26 protein-coding genes are annotated in these 25,083 nt (G+C 63.3%); 15 read left to right on the top strand and 11 right to left on the bottom strand.

Features of this window, described 5'->3' with window-relative positions:
- The first annotated feature begins 1 nt into the window (after position 1).
- From C476_RS04565 to citE, 3 genes are read left to right on the top strand one after another with little or no spacing between them, the layout of a single operon-like run.
- Positions 2–1,276, top strand: a complete 1,275-nt coding sequence (locus C476_RS04565) for a methylaspartate ammonia-lyase (protein ID WP_008010314.1) — start codon at positions 2–4, stop codon at positions 1,274–1,276.
- Complete coding sequence (gene mch, locus C476_RS04570) at positions 1,269–2,330, top strand: 2-methylfumaryl-CoA hydratase (RefSeq protein ID WP_008010317.1); 1,062 nt, start codon at positions 1,269–1,271, stop codon at positions 2,328–2,330. The genes C476_RS04565 and mch overlap by 8 nt, the downstream gene beginning before the upstream one ends.
- Positions 2,331–2,377: 47 nt before the next feature.
- Complete coding sequence (gene citE, locus C476_RS04575; protein ID WP_008010318.1) at positions 2,378–3,421, top strand: L-malyl-CoA/beta-methylmalyl-CoA lyase; 1,044 nt, start codon at positions 2,378–2,380, stop codon at positions 3,419–3,421.
- Between the two features lie 89 nt (positions 3,422–3,510).
- Here the strand turns inward: citE and C476_RS04580 are convergent, their stop codons facing one another.
- The 4 genes from C476_RS04580 to cyaB form a co-directional block, all read right to left on the bottom strand.
- Positions 3,511–4,689, bottom strand: coding sequence for a tRNA sulfurtransferase (locus C476_RS04580; RefSeq protein ID WP_008010320.1), 1,179 nt, complete (start codon positions 4,687–4,689; stop codon positions 3,511–3,513).
- 78 nt (positions 4,690–4,767) lie between these two features.
- Complete coding sequence (locus C476_RS04585; protein WP_008010322.1) at positions 4,768–6,024, bottom strand: MFS transporter; 1,257 nt, start codon at positions 6,022–6,024, stop codon at positions 4,768–4,770.
- 294 nt (positions 6,025–6,318) lie between these two features.
- Positions 6,319–7,524, bottom strand: coding sequence for a methionine adenosyltransferase (locus tag C476_RS04590; protein ID WP_008010323.1), 1,206 nt, complete (start codon positions 7,522–7,524; stop codon positions 6,319–6,321).
- A gap of 84 nt (positions 7,525–7,608) precedes the next feature.
- On the bottom strand, positions 7,609–8,151 hold the full coding sequence (gene cyaB / locus C476_RS04595) for a class IV adenylate cyclase (RefSeq protein ID WP_008010325.1): 543 nt from the start codon (positions 8,149–8,151) through the stop codon (positions 7,609–7,611).
- Between the two features lie 88 nt (positions 8,152–8,239).
- Between cyaB and C476_RS04600 the strand changes: the two genes are divergently transcribed.
- A complete protein-coding gene (locus C476_RS04600) occupies positions 8,240–9,205 on the top strand; it encodes an FKBP-type peptidyl-prolyl cis-trans isomerase (protein WP_049911596.1) in 966 nt (321 codons plus the stop codon).
- A gap of 152 nt (positions 9,206–9,357) precedes the next feature.
- Here C476_RS04600 and C476_RS04605 read toward each other — a convergent pair whose 3' ends face one another.
- Complete coding sequence (locus tag C476_RS04605) at positions 9,358–9,984, bottom strand: RAD55 family ATPase (RefSeq protein WP_008010328.1); 627 nt, start codon at positions 9,982–9,984, stop codon at positions 9,358–9,360.
- 187 nt (positions 9,985–10,171) lie between these two features.
- Here C476_RS04605 and pyrB point away from each other — a divergent pair, with 187 nt between their 5' ends.
- From pyrB to C476_RS04620, 3 genes are all read left to right on the top strand, one after another.
- Positions 10,172–11,113, top strand: a complete 942-nt coding sequence (gene pyrB, locus C476_RS04610; protein WP_008010330.1) for an aspartate carbamoyltransferase — start codon at positions 10,172–10,174, stop codon at positions 11,111–11,113.
- Positions 11,106–11,594 carry an aspartate carbamoyltransferase regulatory subunit gene (gene pyrI / locus C476_RS04615; protein ID WP_008010331.1) on the top strand — a complete coding sequence of 163 codons (489 nt, stop codon included), beginning with the start codon at positions 11,106–11,108 and terminating at the stop codon, positions 11,592–11,594. Before pyrB ends, pyrI begins: the two co-directional genes overlap by 8 nt.
- A 307-nt stretch (positions 11,595–11,901) precedes the next feature.
- The gene (locus C476_RS04620) at positions 11,902–12,747 is read left to right on the top strand and encodes a hypothetical protein (protein WP_008010333.1); all 846 of its coding nucleotides are present in this window, start codon (positions 11,902–11,904) and stop codon (positions 12,745–12,747) included.
- A 156-nt stretch (positions 12,748–12,903) separates the two neighbouring features.
- On the opposite strand, the gene C476_RS04625 is transcribed toward C476_RS04620, so the two are convergent.
- The 3 genes from C476_RS04625 to C476_RS04635 all read right to left on the bottom strand — a co-directional run bounded on the left by C476_RS04625 (position 12,904) and on the right by C476_RS04635 (position 14,368).
- Positions 12,904–13,326 carry a universal stress protein gene (locus C476_RS04625; RefSeq protein WP_008010334.1) on the bottom strand — a complete coding sequence of 141 codons (423 nt, stop codon included), beginning with the start codon at positions 13,324–13,326 and terminating at the stop codon, positions 12,904–12,906.
- A 106-nt stretch (positions 13,327–13,432) separates the two neighbouring features.
- Positions 13,433–13,972, bottom strand: coding sequence for a macro domain-containing protein (locus C476_RS04630; protein ID WP_008010335.1), 540 nt, complete (start codon positions 13,970–13,972; stop codon positions 13,433–13,435).
- A gap of 72 nt (positions 13,973–14,044) precedes the next feature.
- The gene (locus C476_RS04635; RefSeq protein ID WP_049911591.1) at positions 14,045–14,368 is read right to left on the bottom strand and encodes a hypothetical protein; all 324 of its coding nucleotides are present in this window, start codon (positions 14,366–14,368) and stop codon (positions 14,045–14,047) included.
- Positions 14,369–14,534: 166 nt separating this feature from the next.
- On the opposite strand from C476_RS04635, the gene C476_RS18880 reads away from it, so the two are divergent.
- Positions 14,535–14,708 (top strand): hypothetical protein, encoded by a 174-nt coding sequence (locus C476_RS18880; protein ID WP_008010337.1) that lies wholly within the window; start codon positions 14,535–14,537, stop codon positions 14,706–14,708.
- A gap of 239 nt (positions 14,709–14,947) precedes the next feature.
- Here the strand turns inward: C476_RS18880 and dpsA are convergent, their stop codons facing one another.
- Positions 14,948–15,493, bottom strand: a complete 546-nt coding sequence (gene dpsA, locus C476_RS04640; RefSeq protein ID WP_008010339.1) for a DNA starvation/stationary phase protection protein DpsA — start codon at positions 15,491–15,493, stop codon at positions 14,948–14,950.
- 202 nt (positions 15,494–15,695) lie between these two features.
- On the opposite strand from dpsA, the gene C476_RS04645 reads away from it, so the two are divergent.
- Complete coding sequence (locus tag C476_RS04645; RefSeq protein ID WP_008010341.1) at positions 15,696–17,165, top strand: aldehyde dehydrogenase family protein; 1,470 nt, start codon at positions 15,696–15,698, stop codon at positions 17,163–17,165.
- A 69-nt stretch (positions 17,166–17,234) separates the two neighbouring features.
- Here the strand turns inward: C476_RS04645 and C476_RS04650 are convergent, their stop codons facing one another.
- Positions 17,235–18,374 (bottom strand): hypothetical protein, encoded by a 1,140-nt coding sequence (locus C476_RS04650; RefSeq protein WP_049911592.1) that lies wholly within the window; start codon positions 18,372–18,374, stop codon positions 17,235–17,237.
- Positions 18,375–18,613: 239 nt separating this feature from the next.
- Between C476_RS04650 and C476_RS04655 the strand changes: the two genes are divergently transcribed.
- From C476_RS04655 to C476_RS04680, 6 genes are all read left to right on the top strand, one after another.
- Positions 18,614–19,570 (top strand): carbohydrate kinase family protein, encoded by a 957-nt coding sequence (locus C476_RS04655; protein ID WP_008010346.1) that lies wholly within the window; start codon positions 18,614–18,616, stop codon positions 19,568–19,570.
- Positions 19,571–19,652: 82 nt separating this feature from the next.
- The gene (locus tag C476_RS04660; protein ID WP_049911593.1) at positions 19,653–20,825 is read left to right on the top strand and encodes a YhjD/YihY/BrkB family envelope integrity protein; all 1,173 of its coding nucleotides are present in this window, start codon (positions 19,653–19,655) and stop codon (positions 20,823–20,825) included.
- Between the two features lie 57 nt (positions 20,826–20,882).
- Complete coding sequence (locus tag C476_RS04665) at positions 20,883–21,305, top strand: hypothetical protein (protein ID WP_008010352.1); 423 nt, start codon at positions 20,883–20,885, stop codon at positions 21,303–21,305.
- A 196-nt stretch (positions 21,306–21,501) separates the two neighbouring features.
- A complete protein-coding gene (locus C476_RS04670; RefSeq protein WP_008010355.1) occupies positions 21,502–22,617 on the top strand; it encodes a metal ABC transporter solute-binding protein, Zn/Mn family in 1,116 nt (371 codons plus the stop codon).
- Complete coding sequence (locus C476_RS04675) at positions 22,614–23,351, top strand: metal ABC transporter ATP-binding protein (protein WP_008010357.1); 738 nt, start codon at positions 22,614–22,616, stop codon at positions 23,349–23,351. The genes C476_RS04670 and C476_RS04675 overlap by 4 nt, the downstream gene beginning before the upstream one ends.
- Positions 23,351–24,370 (top strand): metal ABC transporter permease, encoded by a 1,020-nt coding sequence (locus C476_RS04680; protein ID WP_008010359.1) that lies wholly within the window; start codon positions 23,351–23,353, stop codon positions 24,368–24,370. The genes C476_RS04675 and C476_RS04680 overlap by 1 nt, the downstream gene beginning before the upstream one ends.
- Positions 24,371–24,457: 87 nt before the next feature.
- Here the strand turns inward: C476_RS04680 and C476_RS04685 are convergent, their stop codons facing one another.
- Positions 24,458–24,919: a hypothetical protein gene (locus C476_RS04685; RefSeq protein WP_008010361.1), complete on the bottom strand. Its 462-nt coding sequence runs from the start codon at positions 24,917–24,919 to the stop codon at positions 24,458–24,460.
- Positions 24,920–25,083 lie beyond the last annotated feature (164 nt).

Raw genomic sequence — 25,083 nt, forward strand, 5'->3', positions numbered from 1 at the left:
AATGGAAATTACAGGAATATACGCAACGCCCGGCTACTCCGGGTTCTTCTTCGACGACCAGCGCGCGATCAAGCAGGGAGCAGAACACGACGGCTTCACCTACGAGGGTGAGCCGGTCACCGACGGCTTCGACGAGATTCGCCAGGCCGGCGAATCGATCATCGTCGACGTCGAACTCGCAGACGGGACCGTCGCCCGCGGCGACTGTGCCGCGGTCCAGTACTCCGGTGCCGGCGGACGCGACCCGCTGTTCAAAGCCGAGGAGTACGCCCCCGTCATCGAAGGCCCCGTCGCCGACGAACTCGAGGGCCGCGATGCGACCGACTTCCTCGACAACGCAGAGTTGCTCGAGGAAATGGAAGTCGACGGCGACCGCCTGCACACGGCGATCCGCTACGGCGTCTCGCAGGCGCTGCTCGCCGCGGCGGCCGAAGCCGAGAACACGACGAAGACGGACGTCATGGCCGACGCCTTGGGTACCGAACCCGCGACGGAGCCGGTCCCCGTCTTCGGCCAGTCCGGCGACGACCGCTACACCAACACCGAGAAGATGTTCATCAAGGGCGTGCCGGTCCTGCCCCACGCGCTCATCAACAGCGTCGAAAAGATCGGCGAGAACGGCGAAACCTTACTCGAGTACGTCGAGTGGCTCGTCGAGCGCTCCCAGGAACTCGGTCCCGACGACTACGACCCACGCTTCCACATCGACGTCTACGGGATGATCGGCGAGATTTTCGGCGCACCGTACGACCGCGACGAAGTGGTCGACTACTTCGCGGCGCTCGAGGAGGCCGCCGCACCCTACCCGATCCAGATCGAGGGACCGATGGACGTCGGCAACCGCGAAGATCAGATCGCGGCGATGGTCGAGCTCCGCGAGGGGCTCGACGACGCCGGCGTCGACATCGACATCGTCGCCGACGAGTGGTGTAACACCTTCGAGGACGTGCAGGCGTTCGTCGACGCCGGCGCGGCCGACCTCGTGCAGGTGAAGACACCCGACCTCGGTGGTATCCACCGCAGCGGACAGGCGGTTCGCTACTGTGAGGGCACCGACACGCGGGCCTACCTCGGTGGGACCTGCAACGAAACGGAAACCTCCGCGCGGGCCTGCGCTCACGTCGCACTCGCGACCAACGCCGCGCAGGTGCTCGCAAAGCCCGGCATGGGCTTCGACGAGGGGTACATGATCGTCGAAAACGAGATGCGACGAACGATCGCGCGACGAGCACGCAACCAGCCACAACAGACTGACGAGGTGACTGCAGATGACTGATTGGACAGATCCCGATACGTTCGCACAGGCACTCGAGCACGTCGAGACCAAAGAGAAGGGCAACTGCTTCGAGGACTTCGAAGAAGGCGATGTCATCGAGCACGACCCTGGGCTCACCCTCACCCAGTTCGGCAACGAACAGTGGATGGGCCAGACGCTCAACCACGACCCCGCCTACTGGCGCACCGACGCCGCCGAGGCCCGGGGCTTCGAGGAGCCGCCGGTCCACCCCGACTACCTGACCGCCGCGACGCTCGGTATTACCGTCGAGGACCTCAGTGAGAAGGGTGGCTACTTCCTCGGTCGCACCGACGTTCGCTTCCCCGGCACGCCGGTCTACACTGGTACCGAACTCCACGTCGAGAGCGAGGTTGTCAACCGCGCTACCTCGAGTTCCCGACCGGAGTACGGTATCGTCTCCTGGCGGACCCGCGGCAAGGACGCCGAGACCGGCGAGGTGCTGTGTTCCTACGAGCGCACGAACATGATCCCACGGCGCGAGCCTGTCGCGACCGACGGCAGCGGCGCGGCGGCTGCCGAGGAAGAAGACGAACCCGACCTCCCCGACGAGTTCGTCGCCCCCGAAGGCGGCTACTTCGAGGACTTCGTCGCGGCGCTCGAGGAAGCCGACGACGAAAACGCCGCCGTCGCCTACCGTCACGAACGCGGCCGCACGCAGGACGACGTCACCGTCGCCTCGTTGCCGCTGGCGACGCTCAACACGGCCAAACAGCACCACAACGTCGACGTGATGTCCGACTCGCCATCCGGCGACATCGTCACCTACGGCGACGTGACCCGCTCGACAGCGCTCGGCCATGCCCGCTCGGACGAGCAAACCTGGCGCGAGGTCGGCTTCGACGACGAATCGTTCCACACGTTCGTCGCCGTCGGCGACACCGTCTACGCCTTTACGCGCGTCCTCGAGGCGGAAGACGACGCCTCGAGCGACGAGGCCGGCACCGTCACCTTCGAGCACATCGCGTTCAACCAGGACGACGAACCTGTCTACTCGGGAACGCGAACCGCGGAGATTCGAAAGCGTTCTAACTAACACGATCGATCGTTACAAACGACCGCAGACGACTACCAATTCAAAGCATGACTGACGACATTCGACTCTGCCGTACGTTCCAGACTGCACCGGCTGCCGTTCCAAAAGACGACTCCGCGAAGTACCTGCGCTCGGGCCTCGAGGCCGAGGGCTTCCAGGCACCCGACTGGCTCGTCCCCGACATGGAAGATGGCACCGCGCCGAACATGAAAGACGAGGGCCTCGAGAACACGATCGATCTCGTCCCCGACTATGACTTCCCCGGCGAGATCTGGCCCCGCGTCGAGTGGAGCTACGAGGACGCCTCGTTCCGTGACCGCGGTCGCGAACAGATCGACCAGCTCGTCGGCGAGATCGGCGACGAGATCGATGGCGTCGTCGTCCCCAAGGTCGGCCGCGTCGAGGACGTCAAACGCGCCGCCGAAGCCGTTGCCGAAGCCGAGTCCAAACACGGCTACGCTGATGGCTCGATCAAACTCTCGATCATCATCGAGACTGGCCGCGCCCGCTCGGACCTCCGTGAAATCTCCAAATTCGGCGAAGACTCCCGACTCACCGCGCTCGTCTTCGGCCCCGTCGACTACGCGGCCGAACTGGGTGCGCGTGACCTCGGTGACGGTCGTCCGCGCTGGGACGGACTCCTCGAGGCACTCTCGAACGAAGCCAGCGCCGCCGACCTGCTCTGTATCGGCGGCCCATTCGACGACCTGTTCAAGGAGCGCGCCGGCCTGACCTACTACAACGCCGACGCTTACGCCGACCAGGTCGAACACGAAGCTCACCTCGGCCTCGACGGCTCCTGGTCGCTGTACCCAAAGCAGACGATTCAGGCAAACACCGTCCACATGCCCACGCCCGAGGAACTCGAGCGTGACGTGAGCAAGATCGAACGCTTCAACGAGGCCAAGGCCGAGGGCACCGGCGCGGTCACGCTCGACGGTCAGATGGTCGACGAAGCGACGTTCAAGGTCTTCCGCAACACGGTCCAGCAGGTCCGTGCGATCGACGAGACCCGGCCCGCCCAGACTGAAGAATACTACGACGAGGACCTCCTCGAGCGCGCTCGCGACCTCGAGCTGTCGTACACGTAACGCGCACACTCGGCGGCTGCTTGCGATTTCACTCGCGGTTTCGTTTTTTCAGTCGGTGTGATGCGGAGACGCGTCTGCTGGACCTAGCGTTAGGGAGCGACCAGCGTCGCGTCCGCGGCCGCTGTCGCGGCGCGCTCGAGTAAGTCGTCGGGCTCGGCTGCGAGCAGCGGCTCGAGGCGGGCGTTGGTCTCGACGCGGCCAGGTGTGACACGGTTGCAGCCGGCATCGATCGTCGAATCGGAGAACGTCCCGATCTCGCGGGCTTTCGCGACGATGTCTGCTTTGTCCCACGTCAGTAGTGGCCGGTGGATCGGGAGCCGTGTAGCACGGCTGGTCACCCCGAGATTGCGGACGGTCTGGCTGGATTTCTGGCCGGCTGCCTCACCGGTGACGATACCGTTGGCGTTGACGCGGTCGGCCAGCGTTTCGGCGGCGCGGTAGAAAAAGCGACGCAGCGAAAGCATCCGGCCCTGTTCCATCTCATTGACCAGCAGATCAACCGTCTCACCGCCCGGAATCCGATAGACGTGCATGTCGAAGTTCGGTGCGTATGTCGAGAGGATCCGGACCGTCTCCATCGCACGTGCTTCGTGGTCGATGCCGCCGTAATCGCCGAGATCGACGTAGGCCGGGACGACCGGGCTGCCACGGCGCATCATCTCGTAGGCCGCGACCGGGGAGTCGATCCCGCCGCTGACCAGCGCGATGACCGGCTCCTGTGAGCCAAGCGGCAGCCCGCCCGGACCGGGAACCGTCTCGAGATAGATGAAGGTCAGATCCTCGCGGACTTCGACGCCAAAAGTCAGATCGGGATCGTCGAGGTCGACTTCGGGCTCGAAATCGTCTGCAACGGCCTCCCAGATGGCGGTCCCGCCCTCGCGAGCTATGTCCTCGCTGTCGTAGGGCAGGGTCTTGTCGGCGCGGCGAGCGTCGACGGCGAACGTCCCTCCGTTGTAGCACGCGCGGGCGGTCTCCTCGAGGGCCTCGATGATCCGTGCTTTCTCGGTGCTGACGGTCAGGGCGGGACTCGCCGAAACGACGCCGAAGACGTCCGTGACGGTATCGGTCGCGTCCTCGATGGCGTCTTCGCTCGTGTGAATCAACGGCCGATTCCACCGGCGTTCGACCTCGCCGGGAATCGAGCGGTCAGTGAGGAGGGCCTCGAGGTTCTCGACGAGGAGTCCCTCCATGTACCGCTTGACGGTGTTGCTCTTGGTGTTGACGTCCCCGTGACGGACGAGGACGGTGTCGGCTCCCGGGGGATGCATGGGCTGTGATAGATGGTTGCGACTATAAGGGGATTACGAGGTGCGTATCGGTCTCGAGTCGAGCTCAGATCCACCGTCTCAGACGGCCGACTCGTCGACCGTCGGACTCAGACTCCCAGTATAGGTGTAGATCCCGACGACGAGCACGATACCGGCCAGTAGCGGAACGACGGCACTGAGCGCATAGAGCACGTCGAAGCCGATCGCGTCCGCGAAGGGCAGCGAGATCAGCGGCCCGAGCGCACCGCCGATGTCGCCGAAGACGTTGTTGGTCCCCATCGCCCGCCCCATACGGTCCTCGGGTGTGAGGTCCGCTAGCAGAGCGGTCAGGGGGCCGCCAACGCCGCCCTGTCCCGCGCCGATCAGCGTACAGCCGGCGACGACGATCGCAAGCGAGTGTGCAACCGTCAGGACCGCGAACCCGGCACAGCTCGTCACGAGAAAGGCAAGGAGAACCGGAACCCGGGCCCCGACGCTGTCGCTGATTTTGCCACCGGAGATCGTGAAAACGGCTCCCGAAAGCGCCGAGACAGCCATCAGCAGGCCGGACGTGCCCTGTTCGCCGTATTCGATGCCGATTCTCGCGACCTCGACGGCGAGCGTCATCGATTCGGCCTCGAGATACAACACGAGCGTCGAGAACAGCACGCCGAAGTACGCGAAGTAGAGTCCGAAGTTGACGAGCCCGATGGTTAACGCGGGCAGGGTGGTCTCGACGTCCCACGGTCTGACCGACGAGTCGGGGCTGTCGACGTGGGTTTCGGGGACGATGACGTACGCAATGACGCTCGCGAGCCCGGCAAACGAGGCCGCAAGGACGAACGCAGCGACGTTGCTGTAGACTTCGCTGACGATCCCACCGAGGACCATGCCGGCGGGGAAGCCGAACGTGATTCCAGCTCGGACGATGCCCATGCTCGTCCCGCGAGAGTCTGCCTCGCTGATGTCGGCGGTAATCGTATACGCCGTCGCGAACACGAGGGCGCTGCCGACGCCCCACAGGATTCGCGCGAGGACGAACCAGAACTCGGGCATCGCAGAGGTAATCGCGACCACGTAGCCGGCGGTCGCAGCACCCTCGATTGCAAGCCCCGCAACGAACGGCTTTCGGGTACCGATCCGATCGACGAGCACGCCGGCGGGCGCGTTCGCGAACAGTCGCGTCCAGCGGTTCGCCGAGAGGATGACCCCGACCATGAACGCCGAAATCCCCACCACCTCACCGAGATTTGGCAGGATCGGGAAGACGACACCACCGCCGAAGCCGACGAAGAAGGTACTCGCGACGACGGCGTAGACGACCGAGCGGGCGGCGTCTCGACTCGAGTTAGACACGAGTGGTCACGACGGGGTTCGGAGCGCACACTGGATTACGACGAGTTTCGATTCGGATGGCGATACGTGTGAGCAGTGGTTATGTATTCCGACACATCGTCCGGCCCGGTTCGGGCGTGGAGCCGACGTGTCGACGTGGGTCGAAATTCCCAGTCGAACGATGATGACGGACCTCGATACGGTCTGGTATCACTGTGTCCCGGCACACCCACAACGGGTCGCGGGTGTGTCGGAACTGACTAGTCGGTGCCCGTAGCGTGAGTGTGACCGAGCCGCGACTCGAGACGATCGGGGTTAGAACGTCGTGAGTTCGCCCTCGATCACGCTGCGAGTGATTTCGGTGACGGTAGCGAGTTCACGGTCGACGATCGCTTCGACGTCAGCGTCGACGTCGGAGACCGCAACGCCGTCGTTGGTGACGAGCTGGACGTCGGCGACGTGGGGCTGGTCGATCGGGCGGCCGATCTGGGAGAGCAGTCGGACGCGAAGGTCACGGATGCCGTCGACCTCGCTGACGACGCTCTCGGCGATTTCCGTCGAGAGAAGGTTGTAGATCTTGCCGATGTGGTTGACCGGGTTTTTCCCGCTGGTCGCTTCCATCGACATCGAGCGGTTGGGCGTGATGAGGCCGTTGGCACGGTTGCCTCGGCCGACGGAGCCGTCGTCGCCCTGTTCGGCGGAGGTGCCGGTCACGGTCAGGAAGATCGAGCCCTCCTCGTAGTCGTCGGCCGTGTTGACGTGGACAGCGACCTCGCGGTCAGTGTGTTCGCGAGCGACGCCGTCGACGAACTCCCGGACGGACTCGACGGCCTCGATGTAGTCGTCGAGATCGGCGATATATTCGTCGACCATCGCTGCGGCGACGGTGACGTCGATCGTGTCGCCCTCACGTTTGCCCATGATCTTCACGTCCGGGCCGACTTCGGGGTTTTCGGCCGCGTACTCGCCGTTCAGCCGGCGCTCGGCATCGAGAACGATCTGCTCGGTCTCGGTCAGCGGCGCGTGGCCGACGCCGAAACTCGTGTCGTTTGCCATCGGGACGCTCACTTCGTCTTCGCCGAAGACTTCCTGCAGGTCGCCGCTGCCCTCGCCGAGTTTGACGTCGACGACGATGTCCTCACCGACGGTCAGGTGGGGGATCTCTGACTCGAGGTACTCGCGGGCGGCCCGCAGCGCGATGGTCTCGGCGGGAATGGCCTGACCGTCGTAGTGTTTGGTCGCGCGGCCGACGATCAGCAGATAGATGGGGTCGACGACCTCGCCACCGCCGAAGGCGGGTGCGGCTTCGCCCGCGACGAGTTGCGTCTCGTCGGTGTTGAAGTGGAGAACTTCACCGACACGGTCGATGTACTCGCGGGCGAGTGCCCCGGCGACGCTTTCGGCGATCCCGTCACAGATAGAGTCGGGGTGACCGATCCCCTTTCGTTCGACGATCTCGACCTCCTGATCCTCGACCGCTTGCCGGTCGATAGATTCGACTCGAATGTTCCGCTCGCTCATTGGCGGCACTTGAGCGAGCGTAGTCGTATAACTTGCGGAAACAGACACACGGTAGAAAATGCTTGCTGGTTATTCGAGAGTCGATCAGGACTCGAGCAGCAGGCCTAGATACGACGTCCGTAACTGGTCGTCGGGGTCGAGTCCCAGCCGCTCGAGGACGTCGTAGGCTCCCTCGCGAGCGGTCTCGAGGTCGGCTTCGGCCGCGACTTCGGTCTCGACTTCGACGTACTCGCCGACGTCATCGACCGAATCGAGGGTGACGGTGTACCCATCGAGCGAAAACCGTTCGCGGTCCTTGCGGACGGTCGCGGTGGGCTCGAAGCCGAGGCCCGTCAGGATCGCGTCGGTCGTCTCGGCGTCTTCGATCCCGGTTTCGAACTCCTCGCGGGTCTTCGTCTCCTCGTCGACGAGCGGGCCCTTGTAGGTGACACGGGTTTCCGCGCCACCGTCGGCGGGGCGCTCCGAGCGGATCCGCAACGCCTCGTCGGTCTCGGCGAAATCACGATGTGGCGCGTTGTAGTAGGTGTCTGCCTGAACGACTGAGCCCAGCTGTGTCGCCTCACGTGTTTCGAGGCGGTCACGAACGGCCTCGAGATCGGCGGGTACCTTCACTTCGACCTCGTACATGCTCGTGGAGACGGACGACGGTCGTAAGTATCGGTCGCTCTCGCCCGAAAACGTCGTACTTAAATGTAGACGGGCGGACGTACAACGTATGACTGAGGATCAAGAGGCCGAGCTCGACGAGCAGGCCGATGACGTCGACGAAGAAGTAGCTGAGGAAGCCGCCGACGAAGCCGAGGGGCTTCAGGAAGGCGACTTCGTCGAACTCGACTACACCGCCTACACCGTCGAGGACGAACAACTGGTCGACACGACCGACCCCGAAGTCGCCGAAGAAGAGGGCGTCGACGACCAGGGCCAGGAGTTCAAGCCGCGAACGATCGTGCTGGGCGAGGGCCACATTTTCGAGGGCGTCGAGGACGCACTCGTCAGCTCCGAACCCGGCGACTCCGGCAGCGTGACGATCCCCGCCGAGGACGCCTTCGGCGAGTACGACCCGGACAACGTCCAGACCGTCAGCGCCGAGAAGATCGACGAGGACGACCGCTACCCCGGTGCGAACGTGCAGATCGACGGCCAGCAGGGCTACATCAGCACGATCATCGGCGGCCGCGCACGCGTCGACTTCAACCACCCGCTGGCTGGTGACGACGTCGAGTACGAGTACGAGATCCTCGATGTCGTCGACGACCGCGAACAGCAGGCCGCCGGTCTCTTCGAGATGTACCTCGGGATGGAGCCCGAACTCTGGATCGAGACGGACGAAGTCGAGGAAGAGGTTCCCGTCGAACCCGACGAGGACGACGAGGACGCCGAACCCGAATTCGAGACCGAAACCGTCGAGAAAGAGACGCTCTACCTCGAGTCCACGCCCCAGATGACGATGAACCAGCAGTGGATGATGGGCAAACAGCAGATCGGTCAGGACATCATCGACAAGGTCGGCGTCGACCGCGTCATCGTCCAGGAAGTCATCGACGGCATGGGTGGCATGGGCATGGGCGGTATGATGGGCGGCATGGGCGGTATGGGCGGCGGCGACATCGAGGAGGCCCTCGAGGACGCCGACGTCGATGCCGACGAGATCGTCGACGAGCTCGAAGGCGCAGAAGAGTAACGCGACCCGCCAAATTCTGTTGTTTTTCGAAACCGATACTGGCGAGTTCGAACGCGCGTTGGTTCCAGTTTTCACCGCGGGCAAATAGCGGTGCACCGATGGAGTCCGGACAGCCGTCGCTGATTCCCGCAGTCGAAGCCGTTGCCGACGCGTTACGCGATGTCGCGGCTCGTGTCGATCGCCACTTCCTCGGTCAACTCGAGTTTGATCGCTTCGGTCGGTTGGCGGCCGCCGCGGAACTTGGGGATCGTCAGGTGATTTTCAAGTTCGGTACCGGCGATCTCGGTCCGGAGATCGAAAACGGCATCAGCGGCGTGGAAGGTCCGCGTTCGGTTCGTAGGCTCGTTGCGGCCTTTCAGACAGTGAAGCATGGCGATGCTGCCGGTCTCGAGCATCGTGGACTTGAGTTCGTTGAGAAAGTCGACGTAGTCGTCCGTGTCAGTCCGTTCTAAGACGTCCAGCGTGTCGATGATGAGGTTGGCACCGTCGGGGAGCGCGCCGATGAGCTGCGTCGCTTCCTCGAGGGGCGTGTCACTGGCGACGTGTCTGACCGTGGGGCTGCCGACCGAGGACGGTGAGGTCTCGATGGCGTGGCGGACGGCGTCGTCGGTGCGTTCGGTCGAGAGGTATAGCGTTCCGCGTGCGGCCGTAAGCTCGTAGAGGAGGAGTTCGGACTGGCTGGCTGGCTCGGCAGCAAACGCGACGAGACACCCCGGCGGCAGTCCACCGTCGAGTTTGCGATCGAGCACGCTGATTCCGGTATCCAGCCGACCGACCATACAATTGTAACCAATTGCTGCAGTGCGTGTATAACTCTTTGCCTTAGTATCATGGTTTCTGTCAATACGGAACATGATATGTCGCGTGCCCGGTTTGCATCTCGTGGCGACTGGCTCGCCGCGTGGCGACTGGCTCGCCGGGTCGAATGGAGAGATTCAAGGGGCACGCCACAGCCTACACGAACGAATGCGCCACGATCACCTCATCACGAGCAAACAATTCTCGCGGGCGGACATCGAGACCATCCTCGATTACGCGGCCGAGATCGGCGACGACCCGTCGGCCGTCGCCGACCGTCACGCTGGGACGTTGCTCGGGCTACTCTTTTTCGAGCCGAGCACGCGGACGAAGATGAGCTTCGAGACCGCGATGAAACGCCTCGGCGGCGACGTCGTCGACATGGGCTCGATCGAGTCCTCGAGCGTCAAGAAGGGAGAAACGCTCGCAGATACCGTCCGCGTTATCGAGGGGTACGCCGACGCGCTGGTCTTGCGCCATCCCAAGGAGGGCTCGGCCACGATGGCCAGCGAGTTCGTCGACGTCCCGCTGGTCAACGCGGGGGACGGTGCGGGCCAGCACCCGACACAGACGATGCTCGATCTCTACACGATCCGGGAGAACGCCGGCTTAGACGATCTGACGATCGGCATCATGGGCGATCTGAAGTACGGTCGGACCGTCCATTCGCTGGCCTACGCGCTGACGAACTTCGACGCCCACCAGCACTTCATCAGTCCGGAGAGCCTGCAGTTACCCCGTGAGGTCGTCTACGACCTCCACCAGCAGGACGCGCCGGGGATCCGCGAACACGACTCCTTGGAGGAAATCTTGCCCTCGCTTGACGTCCTCTATGTCACGCGGATCCAGCGCGAGCGGTTCCCCGACGAAAACGAGTACCAGAAAGTCGCCGGCGAGTATCAGATCGATGCCGACACGCTCGAGGCCGCAAGCGACGACCTGACGATCATGCATCCGCTGCCCCGTGTCGACGAGATCGCCCCCGAGATCGACGAGACCGAGCACGCGGCGTACTTCGAGCAGGCACACAACGGCGTGCCGGTTCGGATGGCGCTGCTGGATCTCCTGTTGAGCGACGACAAGGCGATCGGAGGTGAGGGAGATGAGTGACGATCACGACCACCACGACGGCAACGACGAGCACGAACTACGGGTCAGCAAGATCCGCGACGGAACCGTCATCGATCACGTCCGCGGCGGGCAGGCACTGAACGTGCTCGCGATCTTGGGCATCGACGGCAGCGACGGCGAGGAGGTCTCGGTCGGGATGAACGTTCCCTCCGATCGGCTCGCGCGCAAGGACATCGTCAAGGTCGAAGGCCGCGAGCTGAGCCAGGACGAAGTCGACGTCCTCTCGCTGATCGCGCCCGATGCGACCATCAACATCGTCCGTGACTTCGACGTCGTCGAGAAACACCGCGTCGAACGGCCCGACGTCGTCGACGGTGTGCTCTCCTGTCCCAACGCCGGCTGTATCACGACGAGCGGTGAACCCGTCACTTCTCGATTCGCGGTTCTGGAAGACGGCGTGCGCTGTGGGTACTGTGGGACGATCGTCCGCGAAGAGATCGCGTCGCTGATCGACACGTAAGCGGCTGTCGGCTGTCCTTGGTTTCTCGCCGAGACGATCATCCAGAATACCTAAGTATTTGCCACCCAATCTCCACCTGTACATGTCACGTACTGTCAAGATCGTACTCGCCCTGTTCGTTGTCGCCGTCCTCTATAAAGTCACGTTCGGCGGCTCCGACGACGTCGAAGTCGACTACGACCCGGCTGAATAGGCGACTGCTGGACGACCCGATTGCGACTGATCGCACACCTGCTGCGATCGGATGGAGAGACAGGAGAGCACTCTATTCCGAACGGCTTACGGTGACGGCGGCGTACCCTGAATTATGTACGGCGTCGTCACCCGTAACGCCGAAGAAGTACGATGGCCGGAGTTCGAGCGCGGCTTCTACGAGGTCAAAGACGTGACCGGTCGGTCGTCAGACCCGATCGCCGATGGGGTCAATATGGTCTCTTGTTTCGGCGATAACGCCGCTGCAGACGCCGATCCGTCGCTGATGCCCGTCGACGACATGGGCCGGCCAGCCGACCGCCAACAGCCCTACTTCGACTGGGCCTACATCTGTCCGTCCCGCGAGGACTACCGGGAGGGCCTGTTCGAGGTCATCGACGACTGTGTCGCCGAAAACGAGGACGTGCGTCTCGACGATATCGGCTTCCCACGCGCTGAATACTGCCGCTGTGGCGTCTGCGAGCAGCGGTTCGAGGCAAGCGAGTTCGACAACCGCATGGAATGGCGCGCCAGCGTCATCACCGAGTTCGTCGAGGAAGCCGTCGACCGGATTCCCGGAACCGTCTACATGACCCTCTACCCCGATCCCTACCCCGGCCACCTCTACGAGCGCGCCGGCATCGACCTCGAGGCCATCGAAGAATACGTCGACGAGTTCGTCGTCCCGCTGTACGACACCCACTACGGGACGACCTACTGGCTCGAGACGATCGCCAAAGGGTTCGAAAGCGCACTCGAGACGCCGTTTAACATCGAGTTGTACGCGGTCAACGTCGACATCGACAACCTCATCCACGCCAGCGAAGTCGCCCAGGAGTACGCCAAGAGCGTCTTCTTCGGCTACGATGCGGGCAGCGGCCGCGCGGCCCTGCGCCGGATGCAGGCCGACGAGCGCGAGGGCGTCACCCACGGCGAACCGGCTTCGGAATCGGATTCCTGATACTGGCGGCTAGCAGTACGAAAGCGGCCACCGCGTGCAGCGTCGCTTTCTGACACGGACCCTCGTCAGTGGGGTCTGGTGCACCCGCGACCGTCCTACGGGTGTGCCAGAAACCCGGTAGTAAATCGTTTCAGCTGTTACTATAGCCCGGCCCAGTCAGACCGCCTGAACGGGGATTTCCGTCTGGCGCATGACCTGTTCGGTGACGCTGCCGAGCGAGGTTCGGCGGTCGTCGGTCACACCGCGCCGCCCCATCACGATCAGATCGGCATCTTCGCGTTCAGCGAAGGTGACGATCTCGTCCCAGGGGTTGCCACGTCGACATTCGTGTTCGACTTCGACGCCGAGGGTGCGGCCACGTTCTTCGGTCTCTTTGAGCAGTTCCATGGCTTCGTCTTCGTGTTTCTCGTGGTCGACCTCGACAGTGCCGAGCGCTGGCGGTCTGCCGTATCGACGCTCGTCGACGACGTAGAGACACACCACTGTTGCATCGTATTGCGCCGCGAGGTCGAGTCCGTGGTCGATGCCACGGTCGGCTTGTTCGCTTCCGTCGGTTGGAATCAGGATCGTATCGTACATTATTCAGACGATGATTGAACCCGCCCCGTGGAAAAACTACCACCGTTTCTCAAAACCTGTTCGCCCGTGTCTCGACAGTCGGCGCGAACACTCACTGGACACGTCGCTACCGGTCCGGATCGGGCGAGCCGTTCGGGTCCGGGTTCGCTGTGGTCTCAGTCGCTGCCTGTATCGTGTCGTACTCCGAATCGCTGTAGGCGATTAGACGAACCTCCTCGAGCGTGTCCGGGTCGTAGTCGGCGATCACGTCGCCGATGATTGCTGCCCCCTCCCTGAGATCGAAGCCGGCGACGCCACAGCCAAGCGCCGGAATCACGAGCGATCGACAGCCGAGTTCGTCGGCTTTTGCGAGACTGTGATGGGTCGCGTTCCGAATGCTTTCGGCGGTCGCCTGACCGTCACCGTAGTGGGGCATCGCGGCCGCGTGAATGACGTACTCGGCGTCGAGGTCGTAGGCATCAGTGACTGCGACGTCGCCGAGATCGACCGGTCCCTTTGCCATCGCGTCTTCGTTGATCGCCTCGCCCGCGCCGCGTCGGAGCGCCCCGGCGACGCCGGAGCCCATCCGGAGGCTCGTGCCGGCGGCGTTGACGAGCGCGTCGGCTGACTGTGCGGCGATGTCACCCTGGACGACGTCGTACTCCATGTGCGGTCGTTCCGCATCAAGCCCAATGAAGATACTCGTGAGACCGATCCGTGGAACCCGCTTCGACGCGGCTCATGCCGTCCGAACCCAATCGGTGGCGATCAGATCGGGCTCGATATCGGCGCTTGCAATCCCGTAAAACTTCTCGCGACCGACTGGAGTCCGCAGCCGGAGTACGCACGTGTAATCGGTTACCTCGAACGCAGTCACGGAACGGGTAGACCGCTGGTGATCGAATCGAAAGCGCTGGTCTGCATCCGTCTCGGTGGTGATTCGGTTGCCAAGCGACCAGCTCAGAGATTCGACGCGTTCGATATCGACGTCGAACAGGTGGGCGACCAAGTCCCGACCGCGCCGTTCCATTGGCCCCTGTGACCTGTTCTCGTGTGAACTCATATGACGATGAAATCGCTCCGGTACGAAAAAAGGTACTATCTTCGCGTGGTGTACGTCGATGGCCGAAACGACCGAACAGGAGACTGGTCCCCGGACACCGTTTTCCAGCACCACGTCTTAGGCCGACCAAAACCTTTTTAGATTTAGGCTCGCCTAACTCATCGTGATGGACGTGCCCGCTCGCAGGGAAGACACAGACGCAGCCGATACCCCAGAGTTCGAGGAACCAGCGGTAGCCGTGACGAGTCACGAAACTCGCCCCGGAAAAGTCGTGTTCACCGAACAAAACAACAGCGACGGCTGGATCGCGACGGATCTGATCGTCGACCTCGAGCCCTAATCTCGCCGCTGTTCGAGACGACTGGCGTCTCGATTGCAGCTACCGCTCACAGTCGTACGAGGCGAAAAACCGTTTCCAGTGGTCGGCCCACCGATCTGGCGGTCGTCGACGCGCCGTCGGACCGTATTTCTAAGTCGGTTGTCGTGAGGGTCGTGCTCATACGGACTACTGTCAGTCAGTTCCGGTGCAACCGCGACCCGCACTGCGGGCCCACCGGGACATCGTTACAGCAGACCGTATCACTGCATTGCGTCTTTGCTGACCAGCGTGTCGTCTTCGAGGTAGTGTTCGAAGTGGTGGCCGTCTTCCTCGAGGTCGACGAGGATCTCACGCAGGATCTCGCCGGTCGCCGGGTCGCCTAGGTTCTCGGCGAGTTCGATGCTGTCGCGCATCGATTCGATGATGTCGCCGTACAGCTCGAGGTCGTGTTCGAACATCGTACGGACGTCGTAGACGTCTTCGCCCTCGAACTCGACGGTGGCGCGGTCTTCTTGGGCTGTCGGGCCCGAGACGGGGACGCCACCGAGTGCCTGTGCCCGCTCGGCGATCTCGTCTGCGCCTTCCTCGACGTGTTCGTACGCCTCTTCGAGGAACTCGTGGTGTGCGAGGAAGTTGCCTCCCTCGACCACCCAGTGGTGCTTTTTCAGCTGGTGGTAGAGGACGTAGGCGTTGGCCAACTCCGTGTTTAGCGCGTCGACGATCTGTTCGGCCTTGTCCTGCTCGAGGCGAAGGCTGTTCTCCTCGACGCTGTCAGCCGACTGGCGGACGGTCTTTTGAGTGCTCATCGATCTATGGATACACTCGCAACTCACTTAAAACCAGTCTACCAGTAAAGATTCTTTGGTATACCTAAAGATCTATTCTTGAAATACTGTCTCGAGTTAGTTTCTGTTTCAGAAGACCTGTTATCGAATGACACTGCTAGTATACTCTTTATTTTTTCGGGGCTGAGTAAACATTTTCAACATGGAGGTCCAAGGGAGGTGTATGGCAACCAGAATTGCACAGCGGCGAGAGCGGCTCTACGTCGATGGCGAGTGGCTCGAGACCGAAGATGTGCTCTCGGTTTCGGATCTCGCTGAAGGTGGAGCGTTCGCACAGGTCGCCGCGGCGGGACCGGCGGAGGCGCGGGCCGCGCTTGCGGCTGCCCACGAGATCAAGCCGACGCTTCGGGAGACGACTGTCGTCGAGCGCGCGACGTGGTGTGAGTCGATCGCTGAGAGACTCCGTGAGCGCGAGGAGGAACTCACGGAGGTCATCGTCCGCGAGGCCGGCAAACCGATCTCGTCGGCTCGCGGCGAGGTCGAGCAGGCGGCCGAGCGGTTCGACCGGGCGGCCGAAGAGGCACGCACTATCGTCAGCAACGGCGAATACCGCGAGGGGTCGACGGCGGGCCATGAGGGCTGGCAGGCGATCGTCAAGCACGAGCCGATCGGTGCCGTCCTCTGTATCACGCCGTACAACTATCCGCTCGCGACGACGGCACTGCAGGTCGCGCCTGCGATCGCGGCCGGTAACAGCGTCTTGCTCAAGCCTGCGAGCAAGACACCGATTTCGTCGGCAATCCTCGCCGACATCATCGCCGATATCGACGGGATTCCGGACGGCGCATTCAACTTCGTTCCGGGCGAAGCGGGCGAAATCGGTGACGTCCTCGCCGGCGACGACCGCATCAACGCGATCGCCATGACCGGCTCCTCGGGCGCGGGCAAACACGTCGCCCGCGAGAGCGGCATGGTCAACCTGCATATGGAACTTGGTGGGAACGCCCCAGCGGTCGTCTTCGACGACGCCGACCTCACGGACGTCGCGGGCAACTGCGCCAAAGGCTCGTTCAAGTACGCCGGCCAGCGCTGCTCGGCCATCTCGCGCGTGCTCGCTCACGAGTCGGTTCACGACGACCTCGTCGACATACTCGAGGACCAGATGGACGCCTGGCAGGCTGGCAATCTCTTCGATGAGAACACCGCATTCGGCCCGCTCATCAGCGAAGATCAGGCCGAGTGGGTCGAAGAACTCGTCGACGACGCCGTCGACAAGGGCGCGGAGATCGTCCGCGGCGGGAAACGGCGTGCCCCCGAGGGCGTCCCGGACGAACTCGCCGAGCAATTCTTCGAACCCACGCTGCTGGCGAACGTTCCACACGACGCACGTCTTGTCGACGAAGAGCAGTTCGGCCCCATCGCAGCGATCACGACGTTCGAGGACGAACAAGAGGCCCTCGAGCTCGCCAACGGCTCCGATCTCGCACTCGACGCCGCAGTCTTCACGAGCGATTACAAGCGCGCGATGCGGATGGCAGAGCGCATCGACGCCGGTGCGGTCCGCATCAACGGTGCGCCAAGCCACGGCCTCGGCGACATCCCCTTCGGCGGCAACAAGGACTCGGGCATCGGCCGCGAAGGGCTCGACGCCTCGATCCACGCGATGATGCGCAAGAAGAGTATCGTCCTGTAGGCGGACATTGCTGTCGACGCTTTTCGATAAAGCCCCGTCGCACGGTGCGCTCGAGACGATCTGTCTGTCTCAAAACGAGATCGATTTCTCGGCGACGACCGCCTCAGTTTCACCGCGGACAGCGACGATGGTGATTGTTCCTGACTCATCTCTACCGTACTCGAGTGTTGCGGCTTGGCCGACTTCGGTCAGTTCGTCGCGCAGGCCGGTCCAGTCGCGTATCTCGAGTCGGTCCGTATCGCCACTCGCGACGTAGGTAACCGTCACTGTTCGTGCTATCGAATCGACGTCGATGGTCACACCCGCTTGCGGTTGCGTCGGTTGGCTTCCGCGTTCGGCGAACAGATCCCGGTACTCGTAGTCCGCGGTCGGCAGGGTCCTCGTCGCGACGCTGACGTTGCCGTCGGTCTCGACCGCCACATCGTCGAATCGGTCTGCCATCGCGTCCTCGAATTCGTCCATCCGCTGAGCGTCAGCAGAGACCGCGACCATCGACTGGGTCGTCGTCTCCGGTCCGAGCGCCCACGAGAACGCAGCCCCGTTGCCGTTCTCGTTGCCATCGTATTCGCCCCAGACGAACGTACTCCCGTCGAGTCGGTCGACCAACTGCCCAAAGCCGTCGTTCGTCTCGGCACGACGATCGGTGCCCTCAACGCCGGCCGCGAGGATGGCCTCGAGGGCCGCGCCGTCGGACGGGCTCACGACCAGCGTCTCCGACGAGACGGCCATCGAGATGCCGTCGCGTTCGAAGCGGTCGAAATCGCCGGTCGCCGACTCGAGTGCTGCGTCGACCGCGTCGGGATCGAACGAGCCAGAAACGACGACGTTGCCGGCGACGCCCTCGGACCCGAACCGGCAAATCGAGTCCACTGCCGGCTCACCGTCTGCTAACTGCTCGACGAACGCGCTGCTATCCCCATCGGGTACCGTCGGGATGGACTCGGTTACATTCGGTTGCAGCACGTCCTCGTGCTGGCGAACCGTCGCGAGGTCCCGATAGTGAAAGAGCAGTTCCGTGCACCCAGTGGCGGGGATCCACTGCTCGAGCGGTGTCAGATCGCTCGGGTCGTCGTCCGTCTCGCCGGTCGTGTCGGCTCCGTTGCCGTCGTCGGTCCCGAGCCCGCGTCCGCCGAGACACCCCGCGCCGGATACGAGACCCACACCTGTCCCCGTGGCTGCGAGTAGCCTGCGCCGTGAAATCTCTTTCATAGTGATACGACACACTCGAAACTGACCTCTCATATAGATGTCTAGTTTCGGCAACTCATACTACTGGACAGCAGTCAATACGACGCCGGTCGCGAATTTGCGGCCGTCCCCGTAGGTGACGGCCGCATACATGCGACCGGCGTCACGTCGTTCTGTCCGGCAGTATCAGCACTCCGCGTCAGATTTCGGTTCCGGGTATCGCCGAAGGATCTACCCCACTCGGCGGTGGAGCATCGGCCATGACTCACGACGTGCTCGTCGCTGGCGAAGCCCTGGTCGACTTCATCCCCGAACGCGCCGGCCCGCTCGAGGACGTCGCCGGCTTCGAGCGCCGGCCCGGTGGTGCGCCCGCGAACGTCGCCGTCGCGCTCGCCCGACTTGACGACCCGCCACTGTTCTGGACCCGCGTCGGCGACGATCCGTTCGGTCGCTACCTCGAGCGGACGCTCGCCGATTATGGCCTCCCCACTCGATTCGTCGCCCGTGACGCCGAGGCGAAGACGACGCTCGCGTTCGTCACGCACGACGAGACCGGCGACCGCGAGTTTACGTTCTACCGCGACGACACGGCTGACACATGCCTCGAGCCCGGCCGGATCGACGACCAAACGCTCGCCGACTGCGAGTGGATCCACGCCGGCGGCGTGACTCTCTCGGGCGGCTCTGCGCGTGCGGCGACGCTAGAGCTGCTCGAGCGGGCCGCTACTGCGGACTGTACGATCTCGTTCGATCCGAACTGGCGGCCGGAGCTGTGGCCAGACGAAGAGGCGTTCGCGAGTACAGTGGGCGACGCACTCGCCCACGTCGACGTCTGTTTCGCGACGGCAACCGAACTCGAGGCGCTGGGCGCGTCGGGCGAATCACCGACCGAAATCGCTCGCGCGGCGATCGACGGCGGCGCGGCCCATACGGTCTTTGTGACGCGCGGGAGCGAGGGGGCGGTTGCCGTCGCGAGCGACGATGCGGCGTGGCCCACAGCCACGGTTTCGCATCGGGGATTCGCGGTCGATACCGTCGATACGACCGGTGCTGGCGATGCCTTCGTTGCCGGCGCGATCGACGCCCTGCGGGACGGTCGCGATCTCACGGCGACAGTGACGTTCGCAAACGCGGTCGCGGCGACGGCGACCACCGCTCGCGGCGCGATGGCGGCGCTCCCGACTCGCGACGCGGTGGATCAGTTGCTCGAGGAGTAGCGATCGAACGCGGTCATGGCCGCCCCAAACGGCCCGTAGCTGCAAGCCAGATCGCTATCCGGCCCTGTGACGGATGGAGGGTATGGATCGCAACGCTCGCGAAGTGGTTCCGTTCGCAAAGTCGGTCGTGACCGGGATTCAGGAAAAGAACGTGACGTTTATGGCCGCCAGCATCGCCTATCAGGCGTTCGTCTCGCTGATTCCGTTGCTCGTGTTGCTGTTCTTTCTGGTGTCGTTCGTCGGTAACGAGGGGCTCGCGACGCAGGTGTCGTCGATGACCGAGGGGGTCCTGCCCGAGAGCGGCCAGGTCATCCTCGAGCAAGGGATCGAAGGCTCGACCGGCAGCGTCGGCACCTCCATCATCGGGCTGATCGCGCTCGTCTGGGGGTCGCTGAAGATCTTCCGCGGGCTGGACACCGCATTTTCGGAGATTTATACGTCGACCGCGGAGAACTCGCTGATCGATCAGGTGCGCGATGGAGCCGTCGTCTTCGGGGCAATCATCGTCGCGCTGATCGCCGCCGCAGCGACCACTGTCGTCTTCGCGTTCTTCCCGGACAGTCTATTCATCGGGCTCTTGAACCCGCTGTTGCTCGTGATCGGACTGATGATCGCCTTCTTACCGATGTTCTACTTCTTCCCGGACATCGATCTCTCGATTCGTGAGGTGCTGCCGGGTGTCATCGTCGCCGCCGTCGGCTGGGCGGCCCTCCAGTCGTTGTTTCAGGTTTACGTTGCCATGTCGAGTAGCTCCGACTCGGCGGGACCGATCGGCGCAATCCTTCTCTTGCTGACCTGGCTGTATTTCGGCGGCCTGATACTACTCGTCGGAGCCGTCGTCAACGCCACTCACTCGGGCCACATCGAAATCGAATCCGACGACGCGGCTACCGACACCGCGTCGCTCGAGGGAATCCCAGCGGACGACGACCGCACCTCGTTCGTCGATTCGGCCGACCGCGACCGCGAGCGACTCGAGCGGGAACTGGCCGAGCTCCGGCACGAACGTGATCAGCTGCGAAACGATCGTTCGGCACAGCGCAGCCGCCGGTACCGACTCGAGGATCAGGTCGACACGCTCGAAACGCGGCTCGATGAGCTCGAGGCGGCAAATCGAGATCTCGAGACCGAAAACGAACGACTCCGGCGCGAGCGTTCGGCCCGGCAAGGATCGTCGTGGCGACAGCGGCTTCGTGGCGTCCTGACGGACGTTCGGACGCTGAACATCGGCGTTTTCAAAACCCAGCGTGAATAGCTCGATGGTCCGACTCGAGTCGTGACGCCTTAGTACGTGCCCGTTCCACCGGAATTCATGTCCCACCCAGTCCGTGACGCGCGGCGTCGGATCCGGACGGACCACGCGCCGATCGTCGATGGGATCGACGCCTGTGCCGACGCGGTCGCTGCCCCCTGGGATACCGCGCGAACGACCGACAGGAAGACGGTCGCGGATGGGCTCCACCAGACGCTCGCAGATGCCGGGGTTCTCGAGGCCCTGCCGAGAGTGCTCGCAGACGCGGTCGACGCAACTGGGTACGAACTTCGGGCGACTCCCGTCCCCGCACCGCCCTACGTCGTCGTGACCAGCCGGGGCCCTCTGCTTCGCGCGACGATCGATCCGGGCCGGCTCGTGATCCGGTTCGACACGTTCGAGGTGGTTCGCGACCCAGTTCCGGATCGACCACCAGCTTACCGGCGGCTCGATGGGACCCGACTCGAGGTCTCCCTCGAGTAGAGCCATCGTGCTCGCTTCTTTGCGTCCTCGCTTCCTCGCTAAGTCGGCTCGACGCTGAGTGCCGATCCGATAGCATAATAACTCAGTTCGCTATACGGGCAGTAGTTATTAACAGAGATCGTATCCAATGGCGAGAATTAATAAAAAAGAACCGCCCGATAATAATACTTATACTCGGGTAGCACTAGCCTCGAGTATGAAGCTGACACGACGGACGCTGCTGCAGACGGCTGCCGGCACAGCCGCCGCGAGTACCGTCGCCGGTTGTCTCGATGATATTAGCGCGGCAGATGCGAACCTCGACGCCGGCTACGCCGCCTTCTTTACCCTGTGGGACTGGGCCGAGCAGGTCAGCGGCGACGCGATCGACTTCGAGAACCCGGTCGGAACCGGACAGGCCGGTCACGGCTGGTCACCAAGCGGCGACCTCACCCGGGACATCGCCGACGCCGGCGTCTTCGTCTACTTCGATACGCCTGCGTTCTCGTGGGCTCAGGACGTCGCGGCAACGCTCGAGGCAGACTACGACACCGTCGCCGTAATCGATGGGCTCGAAGGACTGGACGACCAGCTGTTGGGCTGGGATCACGAAACCGACAGCCACGACAACGAAAGCGAGGACAATCATAGCACCGAGACTCACGATGGCCACGACCACGAAAGCGAAGACAATCATAGCACCGAGACTCACGATGGCCACGACCACGAAAGCGAAGGCGATCATAACACCGAGACTCACGATGGCCACGATCACGGCGAAGCGTCGATCGACCCACACGTCTGGCTCGATCCCGTGCTCGCGACAGAGATCGTCGAGACGATCGCGTCGGGACTGGCCGACGCCGATCCGGACAACGCCGAGACCTACGAGGAGAACGCCGCATCGTATACGACCGACCTCGAGTCGATAGACCAGCAGTTAACGGAGCTACTCGAGACGGCAAATCAACGTGTCGCCGTCTTCGCCGGCCACGACTCGTTTACCTATCTACAGGACCGCTACGGGTTCGATATTCATACGCCGGTCGGCGTCTCCCCGCAGGAAGAGCCGAGTGCCAACGACATTTCCGAGACGATCGAACTCGTCGATTCGGAGGGCATCGAGACGATCCTCTACGATCCCTTCGAGGATCCCGACGGCGCGTACCCACTCGTCGAGACGATCCTCGCGGAGAGCGACGCTACCGACGCGATGCCGATTACGCACCTCTCGGGGACGCTCACGACGTGGCAAGACGAGGGCTGGGGGTATCTCGAGCAAATGGAAGAGATAAACATCCCCGCGTTCAGAGAGGTACTAGACACACAGTGACCGTCGTCGCGCTCGAAAACGTAACGTTTGCCTACGGCGAACAGCCAGCGGTCAAGGACGTCACGCTGCGGGTCGATGAGGGAGACTTTCTGGGCCTGATCGGTCCCAACGGCTCGGGCAAGACCACGCTGTTGCACCTCATGCTCGGATTGCGCACGCCCGACAGTGGGACGATTGAACTCTTCGGCGAGCCCGTCTCGGCGTTCGACGACGGCGAGCGCATCGGGTACGTCTCCCAGCAGGCCACCAGTGGCGGCGGTTCGATGCCGGTTACCGTCCGCGAAGCGGTGACGATGGGGCGGTTCGCCCACGCGGGCCACGGCCGGCTGACTGCCGACGATCACGCGATCGTCGACGACGCACTCGAGACCGTCGGCATTACCGATCTCGCTGACCGACAGGTCAACCAGCTGTCCGGCGGCCAGCGCCAGCGGGCCTACATCGCCCGTGCGCTGGCCTCCGAAGCCGATCTGCTCGCACTCGACGAGCCGACCGTCGGCGTCGACGCCGAATCCCGGGACGCGTTCTACCAGTTGCTCGAGTCGCTCAACGACGATGGGATCACGATCATCCTGATCGAACACGACATCGGCGTCGTGACGGATCGGGCAAACCGAATCGCCTGTATTAACACGGAACTGTACCACCACGGTGATACCGAATCGTTCGTCGAAAGCGATGCCCTGACCGAGGCCTACGGTGCGACGGGCCAGGTCGTCCACCACCATCACTGATGACTACAAACGGCTCCCTTCGTCGGCGGCTCGAGCACGTCGGGATCGCCGTGACTGCCGTCCTCGCAGTAGCGATGGTTGTGCTGCTGGCGATCGACGCGTTGCGCGAAGTCCCGGTCGTCGGAACGCTGTACGAACAGCTTCGGATCGCGGGCTGGTGGGCGGATCACTACCTCGGGACGAGCGTCTTCTATCATCCGTTCATGTGGCGTTCGATCGCGACGGGGATCCTGATCGGCGTCGTCGCGCCGCTGGTCGGCACGTATCTCGTTCACCGCGAGATGGCCCTGATCGGTGAAACATTGGCGCATACGGCCTTTGCCGGCGTCGCAGTCGGGTTTCTGGTGAGTTCGATCACCGGCTGGAGCGGCTCGCTGATGCTTGTCGCGCTCGTCGTCGGGGTGCTTGGCGCACTCGCGGTCCAGTGGCTCGCCGAGCGAACCGACACCTACGGCGACGTGCCGATCGCGATCATGTTGACCGGGAGCTTCGCCGTTGGGACGCTGGTCATCAGCTACGGTCGCGGGATGTCCGGCATCAACGTCCAGGACTTCATTTTCGGCAGCATCTCGGTCGTTACCCCCTCGGGTGCGCGGCTGATGGCTGTCATTAGCGTGGTCGTCGTCGCCGTCACCGTCGCGACCTACAAACAGCTGCTGTTCATTACGTTCGACGAGCAGGCCGCCCGCGTCGCACGGCTCAACGTCACGTGGTACAACACCCTGCTGATCGTGATGACGGCTGTCGTCATCGTCGGCGCGATGCAGATCCTCGGCGTAATCCTCGTCGCCGCGATGCTGGTCGTCCCCGTCGCCGCGGGCACCCAACTCGCTCAGAGCTTCCGGGAGACGCTCTACCTGTCGATCCTCTTCGGACAGGTGGCCGTCATCGGCGGCTTCGTCCTCTCGATCTCACAGAGCCTGCCCACCGGCGGCTCGATCGTCGTCGTCGCCATCGCATGCTACCTGCTCGCGGTCTTCGCCTCGAGTCGGTCGTCACCGGCGATTTCGATGCATTGAGACGGCCGATTGGACGTCAGTTCCAGTGCAGTCACCACGCCATGTTCCGCATTGGGACACAGTTACACCAGACCGTCCGACGGCCAGTTACGTTCTGGCTCGAGTCCGCACGTGCTCGACGAGATGGATAGCGAGACCGAGCGCGGTAGAGCCGATCCCGACCGGGACGAGCACGAGTCCGATCCCGAGGGCGTTGCCAACCGGGACGAGCCGATCGAGTAGGGTTGCGACGAGTCGGCTTACAAGGAGGGGACCGACCAACAGAACGACGGCAAGTCCGCCAGCGGCGGCCCCGCCCATGAGCAGCCGACGCGGCCACTCGGCCGGCTCCCACACCCGCGTTGCGAGACCCAACACTCCTGCTTCCACGAGTGCAAGCAGTCCCACGACTGCGTATAGTAACACGAAAATACCGGTAAGGCCGGCCGCGAACCCGGTTCCGGGCGGGTTTTCAGGAATCGTCGGCAACAACACCACTGCAGTCAGCAGACTGACGGCACCCAGTAGTGCGGTGCCGAGGGCGACGGCGCGGGGACGGACGTTGACCATCAGCCGATTGGTTCCTACACTAACATATATGCCTTCCACACTGGCCGTGCTGGCGCAGTTGGGAACCGGCACCGATCTGCCGACTGCTCGAGACGACACCCTACCAGCCACGATCTCCCGACGGCTGGAACACGCCATACGCTTAACACGCTGCTCGGCGAACG

This window comes from Natrinema limicola JCM 13563 (assembly GCF_000337475.1).
Classification (GTDB): Archaea; Halobacteriota; Halobacteria; order Halobacteriales; family Natrialbaceae; genus Natrinema; species Natrinema limicola.